Here is a 13,544-nt window from a genome sequence, read left to right on the forward strand (position 1 = left end):
GAAGACGGACAGCGGGGTGCTCACGGCTCAGCGCTCCCGGCGGTAGAAGGGCAGGGCCACGACCTCGACCGGCAGCTCGGTCCCGCGGACGTCCACGCCGAGGCGCGTGCCCGGCTCCGCCAGCGCCGCGTCGACGTACGCCATCGCCACGGGGTGGCCCAGCGTCGGGGAGAGCGCCCCGCTCGTGACCTCACCGACCGCCTCGCCCCCGGACACGACGGCGTACCCGGCGCGGGGGGCCCGGCGACCCTCGCCGCGCAGCCCCACGAGGACGCGCGTGGGCGGTTCCTGCGCCAGCCGCTGCAGGGCCTCCAGCCCCACGGCCCCGGGCTCCTTGTCGAGGACGACGACGCGGCCCAGCCCGGCGGCGAAGGGGGTCGTGTCCTGGCTCAGCTCGTGCCCGTAGAGCGGCATCCCGGCCTCGAGGCGGAGGGTGTCGCGGCAGGCCAAGCCCGCGGGGACCCCGCCGTGCTCGCGGGTGGCGGCGAGCAGGGCGTCCCACACCTCGCGCGTGCGCTCGACGGGGACGAACACCTCGAAGCCGTCCTCACCGGTGTACCCGGTGCGGGCCAGCAGGACCTCGACCCCGGCCAGCACCGCGGTGACCGAGCGGTAGTAGCGCAGCGTCGCGAGGTCCGGCCCGGACTCCAGCAGGGGGGTCACGATGGCGACGGAGGCGGGCCCCTGCACGGCGACCAAGCCCCAGCGGGCCGTCTCGTCGGCGACGTGGGCGTCGAACGGGCGGGCGCGGTCGGCCAGGGCGACGACGACGGGTTCGACGTTCGCGGCGTTGGCCACGACGAGGAACTCCTCCTCGCCCAGGCGGTAGGTGACGAGGTCGTCGACGATCCCACCCTCGTGGTCGACGACCATCCCGTAGGCCGCCCGCCCGACGGCCATCGCCGAGGGGCGCCCGACGAGGGCGGCGTCCAGGGCGCGGCCGGCCTCGGGTCCGGTGACGCGGATCTCGCCCATGTGCGAGAGGTCGAAGAGCCCGGCGCTCGTGCGCACGGCCTTGTGCTCGGCGAGGTCGGAGGCGTAGCGCAGCGGCATCGACCAGCCGGCGAAGTCGGTGAACGACGCGCCCAGCTCGGCGTGCGCCTGGGCCAGCGGGCTCACGGCAGGGGTGGTGACCGGGGTGGTGCTGGTGCTCACGGGGCTCCTCTCGTCACGACCGCACGTCGCGGTCGAGCTGACCCCCTCTGTCGTGGGACCTGAGAGCTTCACCGTCACGCACTGCGCGACAACGGCTTTCCCCGTCGGTGAGGACCGGAGCGGTCCTGCTTTCCAGAGCGGCCTGCCCGTGGCGGTACGTGGACCTGAGAGGTTCCGGGGTGGTTGCTCCTTCGGTGCCCGCCGCGGACGGCGGAGCTCTCCCGCCGGGGCGGAGCGGCCGAGTGTTCAGTTGTCCCGGACAGCGTGGCACACGCGACGCCCGGCAGGGCTTCTACGGGACACGGACCCTGCCGATGAGGACGGTGGAACGTCTCACCCGCACCCCTTGCGGAAGGCCCCCCGTGTCCCGAGTGCTCCCCGTCACGATCGCCGGAGCGTCCGGCTGCCTGGCCGTCGCGGCGGCCGCCGCGACCGACCTGCCGGGTCTGGCCACCGCCGCCCTCGCCGCCCTCGCGGCGGGCGGGACGGCCGCGCTCGGGGCACGCGCCGGCCGGTCCGAGCGGGAGGCCGAGGACGCCGCGCGCCGGGACGCGGCCCGCCTGCGGTCCGGGGACCTCACGGGGTCGCAGGGGGCGGACCCCGAGCTGCGGGCCGCACTCGCGGCCCTCGGCGAGCGGGTCCGTCCGCTCACCGGGTCGGTCGACCTGCTGGGCATCGCGGGCGCGGAGATGGACGTCGCCGGACGCACCATCGCCGACGGCGCCCGGGACACGACCGACTCGGCGGCCCGCATCGCCGCCGCCAGCGACGAGGTGTCGGCGAAGGTCTCGACGATGGCCGCGGCCGGTGAGCAGATGCAGGCCGCCATCGCGGAGATCTCCCGCAGCGCCAACCAGGCCGTCGAGACCGCCGGCCACGGCGTGCAGGCCGTGACGTCGGCGGAGACGACGATCTCGGCGCTGGAGGAGTCCAGCGCCCGCGTCGGCGACGTCGTCAAGACGATCACCGCCATCGCCGACCAGACCAACCTGCTGGCCCTCAACGCCACCATCGAGGCCGCCCGCGCCGGCGAGACCGGCAAGGGGTTCGCCGTCGTGGCCGGCGAGGTCAAGGAGCTCGCGCAGCAGACGGCCCGCGCGACCGAGGAGATCGGCGCGACCGTCGCGCAGATCCAGGGCGACACGGCCTCGGCGATCGAGGCCATCCGCGTGGTGCGCGGCCTCATCGACTCCATCAGCGAGTACCAGCACACCATCGCCTCGGCGGTGGTGGAGCAGAACGTCACCACGCACGACCTCAACGCCTCCACGTCCGAGGTGGCCCGCCAGGCCGTGTCGATCGCGTCGTCGGTGGCCGTCGTCCACGAACGCGCCGCGGCGACCTCGACGGCCGCCTCGCGCAGCCACCTCGCGGTGTCGGAGGTCAAGCGCCTCGTGGGCCGGCTGCAGACCACGGTGCTGGACCTGACGCTGCCCGCCGCCGCCGACGAGCCCGGCAGCTACCGGATCGGCTGGGACCGTGCGGGGAACCGCCTCGAGATGACGATGGCCGGGCTCTGGGACGTCGAGCTCGCCCGGGCGTACGCCGCCGAGCTCATCGCCGCCATCCGCGACAACCGCCCCGGCTGGACCGTCGTCTGCACGATGAGCGAGCTCGGCCCGACGACGCCGGAGGTGCAGCGGCTCATCGAGAGCACGATGGCCGAGGCCGTCGCCCAGCGGATGACGTTCGCGGTCATCGTCCTGGACAACCTGCTCGTCGCGATGCAGATGCAGCGCTCGTCCGAGGCGCAGGGCGCGCCGATCGCCTACGCCGCCTCGCACGCCGAGGCGCTGGCCGTCCTGGCGGCTAGAGCTCCCCGGTGAGGAACTGGGCGCGGCCGTGACCGAAGGACCAGTCCGCGTCCCCGTTCTCCACGATCGACACGACGACGTCGCTGCCCGCCGTGCCCACGGCCTCGAGGTTGCGCACGAGCAGGCGGTGGAAGGCCACCTTCTGCTCCTGGGGGCGGGCGCGGCTCGTCACCTGCAGCAGGACGACCCCGTCGGTCCGGTCGATGCCGAGTCCGGTGTCGTGGACGACGAGCTCACCGGCGGGGTGCTGGTGCACGACCTGGTAGCGGTCCCCGTGGGGGACCTCGAACGCCTCCACGACGGCCGCGTGGGCGGCGTCGAGCAGGGCGGTCAGTTCCGCCGGGGACCGGCCGGCGACGACGTCGAAGCGGAGCAGGGGCACGGGAACCTCCTCGAAGTTTGTCCTGTCATTGTGACATGACGGGTCCCTCCGGTGCAGCCGTCGTCCCGCGCACGACCAGGTGGGGTTCCACGACCACGTCACGGCGGCCCTCGCGGTCGGCCCCCTCGAGCCGCTCGACGGCGAGGCGGACGGCCTCGCGCGCCTGACCGGCCGGGTCCTGCCCCACGGAGGTCAACCGGACGTGCCCGAGCCGGGCGAGCGGGCTGTCGTCGTAGCCGGTCACGGAGACCTGCTGCGGCACAGCCGTACCCGCCCGCAGCAGGGCGTCGAGGACCCCCAGCGCGACCCGGTCGTTCGCCGCCACGACCGCCGTGGCCGACATCCCCTCCGCCAGCAGCCGGTGGGCGGCCCGGACGCCGTCCTCCTCGTCGAACCCCGCCTCGAGGGTGCGCCCCCGCACCCCGAACTCCGCCGCCGCGGCCTCGAAGCCGGCCCGACGGTCGGCCGCGATGTCCCCGGACCCCCCGGAGACGTGGACGAGGTCACGGTGGCCGAGTGCCACGAGGTGCTCGACGACGAGCCGCAGCCCCCGCTCGTCGGAGGCGCGGACGACGTCCGGCCCACCCCCCGGCCCGCTGCGGGAGCGGCGCCCCAGGACGACCGTGGGCACGCGCGCGTCCCAGTCCCGCAGCTCCCCCGCCCCGGCCTCGGGCCCGAGCAGCAGCAGCGCCTCGCAGCGGGAGTCCAGGAGCGTCTCGACCGCGGCCCGCTCCCCCCGCGTGCGCGTCACCGGAGCCAGGACGAGTTCGTACCCGGAGTCCTCGGCCGCCGACTGCAGCTCCTCGACGAGTTCGGCGTGGAAGGCGTTGCGGACGGTCAACGTCACCCCCAGCAGGCGGGTGCGGCGCAGGGCGAGCGAACTCGCCGCCCGGTTCGGGCGGTAGCCGAGTTCCTCGGCGGCCCGCAGCACGCGCGCCGTCGTCTCGGCGCTCGGACCGGGGGCACCGCGCAGCGCCAGCGACACCATCCCCTTGGAGATGCCGGCCCGGGCGGCCACGTCGGTGATGGTCGGGCGGCCGGTCGGGCCCTGCGGCACGGGTTCCTCCTGCGACGGCTTGACACCGGAACGTGTCGAACCGATTCTAGTCGACGTCTTTCAAACCGGTTTGAAAACCGACCGCGCACCGACGACGGTGCGTGCCGCCGCCCTCCCGGAAGGCTTCCCGTGTCCTCCACCAGCTCGCGTCCCCTCGGTGTCGCCGTCATCGGTGCCGGCATGGCCGGCCGCGCCCACCTCGCCGGCTACCGCGCCGCCTCCACGCTCACCGGCGGCCCCTACGGCGAGGGCCTGCCGCCCGTCCGCCTCGTGGCCGTCGCCGACGCGCACGCCCCCTTCGCCGAGGCGGCCGCGGCCCGCTACGGCTACGAGCGGGCCGAGACGTCCTGGCAGGCGGTCGCCGAGGCCGACGACGTCGACGCCGTCAGCGTCGTCGTCGCCAACCACCTGCACCGCGAGATCGTCGAGGGCCTGCTGGCCGCCGGCAAGCACGTCCTGTGCGAGAAGCCGCTGGCCCCCTCGGTCGCCGACGCCGAGGCGATGGTCGCCGCCGCCGCACAGCACCCCGGGCAGGTCGCCGCCGTCGGCTTCACCTTCCGCCGCTCCCCCGCGGTCAACGGCCTGCGCGAGCAGGTGCTGAACGGTCACCTCGGCGCGGTCCGGCACTTCAACGGCCACTACTGGTGCGACTACGCCGCCAACCCGGACGCCCCGATCAGCTGGCGCTACAAGGGCGGACTGGGCTCGGGGGCGCTGGCCGACATCGGCAGCCACCTGGTGGACCTCGGCGAGTTCTTCTGCGGACCGCTGGAGTCGGTGCGCGGCACGGTCTTCTCCCAGGTCACCGCGCGCCGGCCGAAGCCGGTCGGCGCAGTCGTCGGACACGCCATGGCCGAGGTCGGCACCGAGTTCGAGGACGTCGAGAACGAGGACCTGGTGACCTTCACCGCCTCCTTCGCGGGCGGCGCCACGGGGACCTTCTCGGTGTCGCGCATCGCGCACGGCCTGCCCAACGGCCTCGGCTTCGAGATCTTCACCGAGAACGGCGCCGGCGCCTTCGACCTCAACCGCACGGGTGAGTTCACCATCGCCGACGCGACGGCACCGGATGTGGTCAACGGCTACCGGCAGGTCCTCGTCGGCCCCGGGCACCCCTACGTCGCGGGTGGTCTGCCGATGGACTTCCCCAGCGTCGGGCACGGCCAGAGCGACTTCTTCACCTTCCAGTGCCGCGCCTTCCTCAACGAGGTCGCCGGCGGGGTCGGCACCCCCCTGGGTGACCTGCCCGTGGTGCCGCCGATGGCCCACGGCCTGCACAACCTCCGCGTGCTGGACGCGGTCACCCGGGCCGCGGCCGGCACGGGTGAGCCCGTCCCCGTCGACTGACCCCGCCCGACCCCCGTCACCACGAACCCCCGGAGACCAGCGATGAAGCTCGGCGTCTACAACGCGATCCTGCACGACCGTCCCCTGCCGCAGGCCCTGGAGGTCGTCGCCGACCTGGGCCTGACCGGCATCGAACTGAACTCCGGTGGTTTCCTGCCGCCGGTGCACATCCCGACCTTCGACGACATCCTCGTCAGCGACACCGCCCGCGACGACTTCCTGGGGATCTTCGAGGGAACCGGCGTCTCGATCGCCGGCCTCAACTGCAACGGCAACCCGTTGCACCCCAACCCGGTCATCGGTGAGAAGCACGCCGAGGACGTCCGCCGTTCGGTGCGGCTGGCCCAGCGACTCGGCCAGCACCGCGTCGTGACGATGTCCGGCCTGCCCGGAGCCGAGCCGGGCGCGACGGTCCCGACCTGGGTCGTCAACGCGTGGAACTCCCGCGACCTCGACATCATCGAGCACCAGTGGTCCGTCGCCGTGCCGTTCTGGACCGAGATCGACGCCCTCGCCCAGGACCACGACGTCAAGGTGGCCCTCGAACTGCACCCGCAGAACGTCGCCTTCAACCCGGCGAACCTGCGCGAGCTCGTCGAACGCACCGGCGCGACCCACGTCGGGGTGGAACTCGACGCCTCGCACCTGTTCTGGCAGCAGATGGACCCCGTCGCCGTCGTCCGCGACCTCGGCCCGCTGGTGTTCCACGCCGCGGCCAAGGACGTCCGGATCAACCCCGCCGCCGCGGTCCACGGCGTGCTGGACAACCGGTTCCGCCGCCTGGACCCGTCGGAGGACCGCACGAACCTCGGCGGGGACGAGTGGGTCAACGAGTGGCCGAAGGACTCCGCGTGGGACTTCGTCGCGCTCGGCAAGGGCCACGACGTCGCGTTCTGGGCGGAGTTCCTGCGCGCCCTGCACGAGGTCGACCCCGACATGGTCTGCAACATCGAGCACGAGGACGTCTCGCTCGGCCGCGTCGAGGGCCTGCAGGTCGCCGCCGGCGTCCTGCTCGAGGCCGCGCGGGTGGCGGGGGTCTGAGCAGGGGGCGGGGACGCCGGAGGTCGAGCCGCGCGAGAAGCTGTCGTCATGACGGTCGACGACGCCCCGACGATCCCCGCCACCGGACGGGCCGACGCGGTCCACGCCTGGTCGCTGGACCGCACGCTGCAGCACCTGCCCCTGCTCGACCTGCCCGAGCAGCTGCGGTTGCGCGGGTACCGGACGGTGCAGCTGTGCCACTTCCACCTGCCCCACCGCGACGCCGGGTACCTCGGTGAGCTGCGCGCGGCCCTCGCAGCGGCGGACGTCGCGCTCGACGCGCTCCTCGTCGACGACGGGGACCTGACCCACCCCGACGAGGGCGCCCGGCACGAGGCGTGGATCTCCGACTGGGTCCGCGACGCCGAGGTCCTCGGCGCCCGGCGTGCCCGGGTGGTCGCCGGGAAGACCCGCACGGACACGGCGCAACGGGACAGCTCGCGGGCCCTGGGCCGCATCGCCACCCGGGCCGGCGCCGTCCGCGTCGTCACCGAGAACTGGTTCGACGTGACCGCCGACGCGGCCGACGTGACGGCGATCCTGGAACCCCTCGACGACGCCGTGGGCCTGCTCGTGGACCTCGGGAACTGGACGGGCCCCGGCAAGTACGCCGAGCTGGCCGCCGTGACGCGCTTCGCCGAGACCTGCCACGCCAAGGCGCACTGGAACGGAGCGGCCGTCGACGCCGACGACTACCGCCGCAGCGTGTCCACCGTCCTCGAGCACGGGTACACCGGACCGTTCTGCCTCGTCTACGACGCGGACGACGCCGACGAGTGGGCCGGGCTCGACGTGCAGCGGGGCATCGTCCGCGAGCTGCTCGCGTGAAGCTGGCCGTCGCCGGGGGTACGGGCACGGTCGGTCGCCTCGTCGTCGAGGCGGCCCGGGCCCGCGGGCACGACGTGGTCGTGCTGTCCCGCGCCGCCGGCGTCGACCTCACCGCCGGCACCGGGGTGCGAGAGGCGCTGCAGGGCGTCGCCGCGGTCGTGGACGTCACGTCCACCGCGACCCGCTCCGCAGCGGCGTCCGAGGCCTTCTTCCGGTCCGTCACGACGGCGCTGCTCGACGCCGAGCAGCGGACCGGGGTCGGGCACCACCTCGTCCTGTCGATCGTCGGTGCGGCGCAGGCCCCGCACGGCTACTACGCGGGCAAGGCCCTCCAGGAACGGCTCGTCGCGGACGGTCCCGTGCCGTGGACGCTGCTGCGGACCACGCAGTTCCACGAGTTCGCCGGACAGGTGCTGGGCCAGGCCCGCATCGGTCCCGTCGACCTCGTCCCCGTCATGCGGTCCGCATCCGTGGCCGCCGTCGAGGTAGCCGACCGGATCGTGGACCTCGTCGAGGCCGGCCCCGCAGGACGGGTGCGCGACCTCGCCGGCCCGCAGGACCTGCGGATGGTCGACATGGTGCGGGCCTACGCCCGGTCCACCGGACGCGGTGGGCGCGTCGTCGCCGTCCCGCTCCCCGGGGGTTTCGGCCGCGCGCTGCGCGACGGGACCGTCCTGCCCGGACCGGACGCCGACCGCGGGGCGCAGACGTTCTCCGAGTGGCTCGCCCGGCTCGGCTGACGGGGACCGGCCGGAACGACGGAACCCCGGCGAGCAGGTGCTCGCCGGGGTTCGGTCGTGGAGGGGGTCAGGTCAGCGCGTGCCGGCCTTGGCGTACTCCGACACGGCGTCGATGTTCGAGGAGTCGATGAACGCGGGACCGGTCAGCACGGCTTCGCCCCCGCCGATCGTGTTGGCGTTCGTCAGGTACAGCCACAGCGAGTCGATCGCCTCGTAGCCCTGGAGGTAGGGCTGCTGGTCGATCGCCCACGCGACGCTGCCGTCCTTGATGGCCGCGACGAGTTCGCCGTTGGTGTCGAACGTCGCCAGCTTGGCCTTGCTGCCGGCCTCCTTGAGGGAGTCGACCGCGATGAGCGCGATGGGGGCACCCAGCGTCACCACGTGGTCGATGCTCGAGTCCTGCTGCAGCTTGGCGGTGATCGTCGACTGCGTGGCGGCCGAGTCGGTGCCGTTGACGTAGATGTTCTCCACCGAACCAGCCGAACCGAGACCCTCGGTGATGGCCTTGCAGCGGTCCTCCAGTTGCGACTGGCCCTGGGCCTGGATGACGCAGAGGACCTTCTTCGCGCCCTCCTCGGCCAGACGCGCGCCCCCGGCCTTCCCGGCGATGGCCTCGTCCTGACCGAAGTAGCCGATGAGCTTCTGCTGCTTCCAGTCGTTGTAGCCGGCGTTGAGGCCGATGACGGGGATCTTCGCGGCTTCGGCGTTCGAGATCGCGGAGGTGAGGGCGCTGGCGTTCGGCATCGTCACGGCGATGCCGTCGACCTTGGCGTCCACGGCGTTCTGGATGAGGGTGGCCTGCTGGGACGCGTTGTCGTTGTTCACGTACTGCAGCTCGATGTTGTCCTTCTTGGCGGCCGCCTCGGCGCCCTTGCGGACGATGTCCCAGAAGGTGTCACCGGCCGCCGCGTGCGTCACCAGCGTGATCTTGTACTTCGGGGTGCTCGCGGCCTGGCCGCCCCCGGAGCTGTCGTCGCTGTTGTCGGCTGCACCGCCGGTGCTGCTGCAGGCCGCGAGGCCCAGTGCCGCCACCGCCAGTGCGGCGGCGGTGCGGAACCCTGCACGGGAGCTCTTCATGTGGTTTCCCATCCTCGTCGACAGGTGCCGTCCGCACGGTGCGGAAGCGGCGCTCGGAACCGGTCTCGCGGCGAGCCGGTGGGTGGTGCGGGTGGGGATGCTCAGGGGGTGGTGCTCAAGGACGGGGCCCGAGGTCGATGACGACCCGTTCCCCGGTCTTCAGGGACTGGACCCCGGCGGCGCACACGGCGGCCGCGGCGTACCCGTCCCAGACGCCCGGGCCGTCGACGTTCGTCCCGGCGCGGACCGCGTCGATCCAGCGCTGGAACTCCACGTCGTAGGCGGCGCCGAAGCGCTCCTTGAAGTCCTTCGGGATCGATCCGCCCCAGCCACGGCCCGACTGGGTGACCATGCCCCCCTCGAAGCCCCCGGGAAGACCGATCCGGGCCTGCCCCTTCTCGGCGACGAGCTCGGTGCGGACCTCGTAGCCGAACGTCGTGTTGACGAAGATCTCGACGTCCACCAGGACGCCGGACTCGGTCTCCATGATGACGAACTGCGGGTCCTGCAGGCCGTCGGGAGCCGAGGTCGTGGACCGCGGCGCGATGACGCGGATGGCCACGACCTCCTCCCCCGTCAGGTACCGCACGACGTCCACCTCGTGCACGACGGAGTCGAGCATGAGCATCTCGGAGGAGAAGTTCGGCGGGGTCGTGGCGTTCCGGTGCGCACAGTGCAGGAACAGCGGCGCGCCGTACTCACCGGAGGCGATGAGCGCCCGCAACTGCTGGTAGCCGGCGTCGAAGCGGCGCATGAAACCGACCTGGACGAGCTGGCGCCCCAGCGCGGCCTCCGCCTCGACGATCCGGCGCGACGTCTCCGGTGTCGTCGTCAGCGGCTTCTCGCACAGGACCGGCTTGCCGGCCTCCAGCGCGAGCAGGACCAGCTCCTCGTGGGTGAACCCCGGGGTCGCGATGACCAGCGCGTCGACCTCGGGGTCGACGATCGCGGCCTTCGGGTCGTGGATCGCCCGGACGCCGAACTCCGCGGCCACGGCGTCGGTGCGGACCACGTCGACGTCGCTGACCGCGACCAGTTCCGCCCCCGCCGTCAGCGTCGCCAGCCGGCGGGCGTGGTCCTGGCCCATCATGCCGACCCCGAGCACCGCGACCCGGACCGGACGGGACCGGTCGTACCCCTGCCGCGCGCTGTCCGGGCTCAGGGCGGTCGTGCTGGTCGTGGTGCTCATGACGGGTCGCTCCAGTTCTCTCGGGTCGCCGACTCAGTTCGACGTGGCGTTCGTGGCCGCCGTGACGGCGGACAACTCGTGACTCAACGCCTCCAGCTCCGCGCCCCCGGCCATCTCGTTGGTGAGGCGGTCCAGGCTGATGTCGGCCCGGGAGGAGTCCAGGGACACGTTGCCGCGGTTGAGGATCACGAAGTGGTTGCCCACCAGGTAGGCGTGGTGGGGGTTGTGGGTGATGAAGATGACGCCCAGGCCCGCATCGCGCGCCTTGGCGACGTACTTCAGCACGACCCCGGACTGCTTGACGCCCAGGGCTGCGGTCGGCTCGTCGAGGATGAGCACCTTGGCGCCGAAGTAGATGGCCCGGGCGATGGCGATGCACTGCCGCTGGCCACCGGAGAGCGCCCCCACCGGACGGTCGAGGTCGGGCACCGAGATACCCATCTTCGTCAGCTCCTCGCCGGTGATCTGGATCATCCGCTTCACGTCGAGCCGGGCGAACGGCCCCCACCCGGTCAGCAGTTCCTGGCCGAGGAAGAAGTTGCGCCAGATCGACATGAGGGGCACCAGCGCCAGGTCCTGGTAGACGGTGGCGATCCCCCGGTCCAGCGACTCGCGCGGGGAGGAGAACGACACCTCCTCGCCGTTGACCGTGAGGACGCCGTCGGTGTGGGTGTGCAGCCCGGCGATGATCTTGATGAGGGTCGACTTGCCGGCGCCGTTGTCGCCGAGCACGCAGGTGATCTCCCCCTGCCGCACCGAAAGCGACACCCCGCGCAGGGCGTGGACGTTGCCGTAGCGCTTGCCGACGTCCTTGAGGGACAAGATCTCGGTGTTCGGAGTGAGCGTGTTCACCGCTTGGCCGCCTGGTTCTTCACGACGAGGTTGACGACGGTCGCGATGACGAGCATCGCGCCGAGGAACAGCTTGTTCCAGTCCGCCTGCCAGCCGGCGTACACGATGCCGTTGGTGACGACGCCGTAGATCAGCGCACCGATGGCCGCGCCGATCGCCGACCCGTAGCCACCGGTCATGAGGCACCCGCCGACGACCGCGGCGATGATGTAGTACAGCTCGTTGCCGACGCCGTTGCCGGACTGCACGTTGGAGTAGGCGAAGAGGTTGTGCATCCCCAGCAGCCAGGCCGTGAAGCCCACACCCATGAACAGGCCGATCTTCGTCTTCCTCACCGGGACGCCGACCGCGCGGGCGGCGACCGGGTCACCCCCGGAGGCGAAGATCCAGTTGCCGACCCGGGTGCGCAGCAGGATCCACGTCGCCACGACGACCAGGACGAGCCAGAACAGGATCGGGACCCGCAGACCGTTGCCCACGGGCAGGGTGTAGTTGAAGAAGGCCTTCGCCGAGTCGAAGCCCGCCATGTCGGTGATGGTCGGCGACGACACCCCACCGGAGACGACCTTCGTCACCCCGAGGTTCAGACCGGTCAGCATGAAGAACGAGCCCAGCGTGATGATGAAGCTGGGCAGCCCTGTCCGGACGAACAGCCACCCGTTGAACAGGCCCACCGCCAGCGCCACGACGAGGGCGGCGAGGACGCCGACCCACACGTTGAGGTGCAGCTGGAAGGCGAACGTCGAGGCGGTCAGCGACGCCGTCGTGACCGCGACCCCGGCGGACAGGTCGAACTCCCCGCCGATCATCAGCAGCGCGACGCTGACGGCCATGATGCCGATGGTCGAGCTGGAGTAGAGGACCGTGAAGAGGCTGGCCCCGGACCGCAGCGTCGGCGCGACGACGAGGAACAGGACGAACAGGGCGACGGCCCCGATGAGCGACCCGATCTCGGGCCGCGACAGGATGACCGACACCAACGGCCGGGTGCTCACGCGGTCGTCGGCCGACGTGGCCTTGCCTCCCGCGTGGGTGGTGGCAGCCGAGGCGGCCGGGCCTGCGCCCGCGTCACCACCGGCCTTCGTGCGAATCTCCATCGATCCGTCCTCTCGTGAGGTCGCCGTGCCGAACCCGGCGGTCTAGCGGCAGGAGTTGAGGTAGGTGCGGGTGCGGGTCGCGATGGGCAGCGGCGTGTCGAACGCCACCGGGTAGAGGTCCTGCTCGACGATCGCGAAGATGTCGCGCCCCAGGCCCTCGAGCGCGTCGAGGATGGGCGGCATGGCGGGGACGCCCTGCGGCGGTTCCACCATCGCGCCGAGCGCGACGGCCTCGCCGAAGGGCAGGTCCTCCGCCTTGACCTTGGCCACGACCGCCGGGTCGACCTGCTTGAGGTGGACGTAGGCGATGCGGTCGGGGTGGTCGGCGATGATCTTCAGGCTGTCCCCGCCGGAGTACGCGACGTGGCCGGTGTCGAGGCAGAGCTTGACGACGTCGGGGTCGGTGATCTCGAGGAACCGGTCGACCTCGGCGTGGGTGTCGATGTGGGTGTCGGCGTGGGAGTGGACCGCGACCTGCAGGCCGTACCCGTTGCGGACGTCGCGCCCGAGGCGGTCCATGCCGGCGGCGAGCCGCGCCCACCCCTCCTCGTCGAGCTCGCGGGGTTCGATCTGCTCGCCGGTCTTGTCGCTGCGCCACTGGCCGGGGATCACCACGAGGTGGGTGCCGCCCATGGCCTGGGTCAGCTTGGCGACCTGCTCGACCTGCGCCCACGCCTCGTCGTAGTGGTCCGGGCGGTGCAGCGCGGCGAAGATCGTGCCGGCGGACACCTTGAGCCTGCGCTTCTCGAGCTCGTCGGACAGTTCCGCCGGGTCGGTCGGCAGGTAGCCGTAGGGGCCGAGCTCGATCCACTCGTACCCGGCGTCGACGACCTCGTCGAGGAAGCGGGATGCGGGGGTCTGCAGCTCGTCGTCGGCGAACCAGACGCCCCAGGAGTCGGGGGCGGTGCCGATGGTGATGGAGCGGCCCATGGGGAACTTCCTCCACGTCCTCGTGTGTGTCCTCG

General features: G+C 72.5%; 13 protein-coding genes and 2 riboswitches. Of the genes, 5 read left to right on the forward strand and 8 right to left on the reverse strand.

The genetic code is table 11. The annotated features are described in order from the left end of the window. Positions 1-27 precede the first annotated feature (27 nt). Positions 28-1,155 (reverse strand): glycine cleavage system aminomethyltransferase GcvT, encoded by a 1,128-nt coding sequence (gene gcvT / locus AB1207_RS02785; protein WP_367636265.1) that lies wholly within the window; start codon positions 1,153-1,155, stop codon positions 28-30. A 37-nt stretch (positions 1,156-1,192) separates the two neighbouring features. After that, positions 1,193-1,296: riboswitch (glycine riboswitch) on the reverse strand. Between the two features lies 1 nt (position 1,297). Further along, positions 1,298-1,389: riboswitch (glycine riboswitch) on the reverse strand. A gap of 128 nt (positions 1,390-1,517) precedes the next feature. Here gcvT and AB1207_RS02790 point away from each other — a divergent pair. Next, entirely contained in the window at positions 1,518-2,981 is a 1,464-nt protein-coding gene (locus tag AB1207_RS02790) for a methyl-accepting chemotaxis protein (RefSeq protein ID WP_367636266.1), read from the forward strand. Here AB1207_RS02790 and AB1207_RS02795 read toward each other — a convergent pair. Together AB1207_RS02795 and AB1207_RS02800 are read right to left on the reverse strand one after the other, a co-directional pair. Then, on the reverse strand, positions 2,965-3,351 hold the full coding sequence (locus AB1207_RS02795) for a tautomerase family protein (RefSeq protein WP_367636267.1): 387 nt from the start codon (positions 3,349-3,351) through the stop codon (positions 2,965-2,967). The two genes, AB1207_RS02790 and AB1207_RS02795, sit on opposite strands and share 17 nt — an antisense overlap. 25 nt (positions 3,352-3,376) lie before the next feature. Beyond that, a complete protein-coding gene (locus AB1207_RS02800; RefSeq protein ID WP_367636268.1) occupies positions 3,377-4,408 on the reverse strand; it encodes a LacI family DNA-binding transcriptional regulator in 1,032 nt (343 codons plus the stop codon). Between the two features lie 129 nt (positions 4,409-4,537). Between AB1207_RS02800 and AB1207_RS02805 the strand changes: the two genes are divergently transcribed. Genes AB1207_RS02805 through AB1207_RS02820 form a run of 4 tightly spaced genes read left to right on the forward strand, consistent with a single transcriptional unit; the run spans position 4,538 to position 8,364 of the window. Beyond that, positions 4,538-5,755 (forward strand): Gfo/Idh/MocA family protein, encoded by a 1,218-nt coding sequence (locus tag AB1207_RS02805; protein WP_367636269.1) that lies wholly within the window; start codon positions 4,538-4,540, stop codon positions 5,753-5,755. Positions 5,756-5,797: 42 nt separating this feature from the next. Further along, entirely contained in the window at positions 5,798-6,796 is a 999-nt protein-coding gene (locus AB1207_RS02810) for a sugar phosphate isomerase/epimerase family protein (RefSeq protein ID WP_367636270.1), read from the forward strand. Positions 6,797-6,844: 48 nt separating this feature from the next. Next, on the forward strand, positions 6,845-7,624 hold the full coding sequence (locus AB1207_RS02815; protein ID WP_367636271.1) for a TIM barrel protein: 780 nt from the start codon (positions 6,845-6,847) through the stop codon (positions 7,622-7,624). Then, positions 7,621-8,364: an SDR family oxidoreductase gene (locus AB1207_RS02820; RefSeq protein WP_367636272.1), complete on the forward strand. Its 744-nt coding sequence runs from the start codon at positions 7,621-7,623 to the stop codon at positions 8,362-8,364. The genes AB1207_RS02815 and AB1207_RS02820 overlap by 4 nt, the downstream gene beginning before the upstream one ends. A gap of 72 nt (positions 8,365-8,436) precedes the next feature. Here AB1207_RS02820 and AB1207_RS02825 read toward each other — a convergent pair whose 3' ends face one another. From AB1207_RS02825 to AB1207_RS02845, 5 genes are all read right to left on the reverse strand, one after another. Further along, positions 8,437-9,441 (reverse strand): substrate-binding domain-containing protein, encoded by a 1,005-nt coding sequence (locus AB1207_RS02825; RefSeq protein ID WP_367636273.1) that lies wholly within the window; start codon positions 9,439-9,441, stop codon positions 8,437-8,439. A gap of 115 nt (positions 9,442-9,556) precedes the next feature. Next, a complete protein-coding gene (locus AB1207_RS02830; protein WP_367636274.1) occupies positions 9,557-10,630 on the reverse strand; it encodes a Gfo/Idh/MocA family protein in 1,074 nt (357 codons plus the stop codon). Positions 10,631-10,663: 33 nt separating this feature from the next. Further along, positions 10,664-11,482, reverse strand: coding sequence for an ATP-binding cassette domain-containing protein (locus AB1207_RS02835; RefSeq protein WP_367636275.1), 819 nt, complete (start codon positions 11,480-11,482; stop codon positions 10,664-10,666). After that, the gene (locus AB1207_RS02840) at positions 11,479-12,579 is read right to left on the reverse strand and encodes an ABC transporter permease (RefSeq protein ID WP_367636276.1); all 1,101 of its coding nucleotides are present in this window, start codon (positions 12,577-12,579) and stop codon (positions 11,479-11,481) included. The genes AB1207_RS02835 and AB1207_RS02840 overlap by 4 nt, the downstream gene beginning before the upstream one ends. 42 nt (positions 12,580-12,621) lie before the next feature. Next, on the reverse strand, positions 12,622-13,509 hold the full coding sequence (locus AB1207_RS02845) for a TIM barrel protein (protein ID WP_367636277.1): 888 nt from the start codon (positions 13,507-13,509) through the stop codon (positions 12,622-12,624). Between the last annotated feature and the right edge of the window lie 35 nt (positions 13,510-13,544).

The sequence above is a fragment of the Kineococcus endophyticus genome (genome assembly GCF_040796495.1).
Classification (GTDB): Bacteria; Actinomycetota; Actinomycetes; order Actinomycetales; family Kineococcaceae; genus Kineococcus; species Kineococcus endophyticus.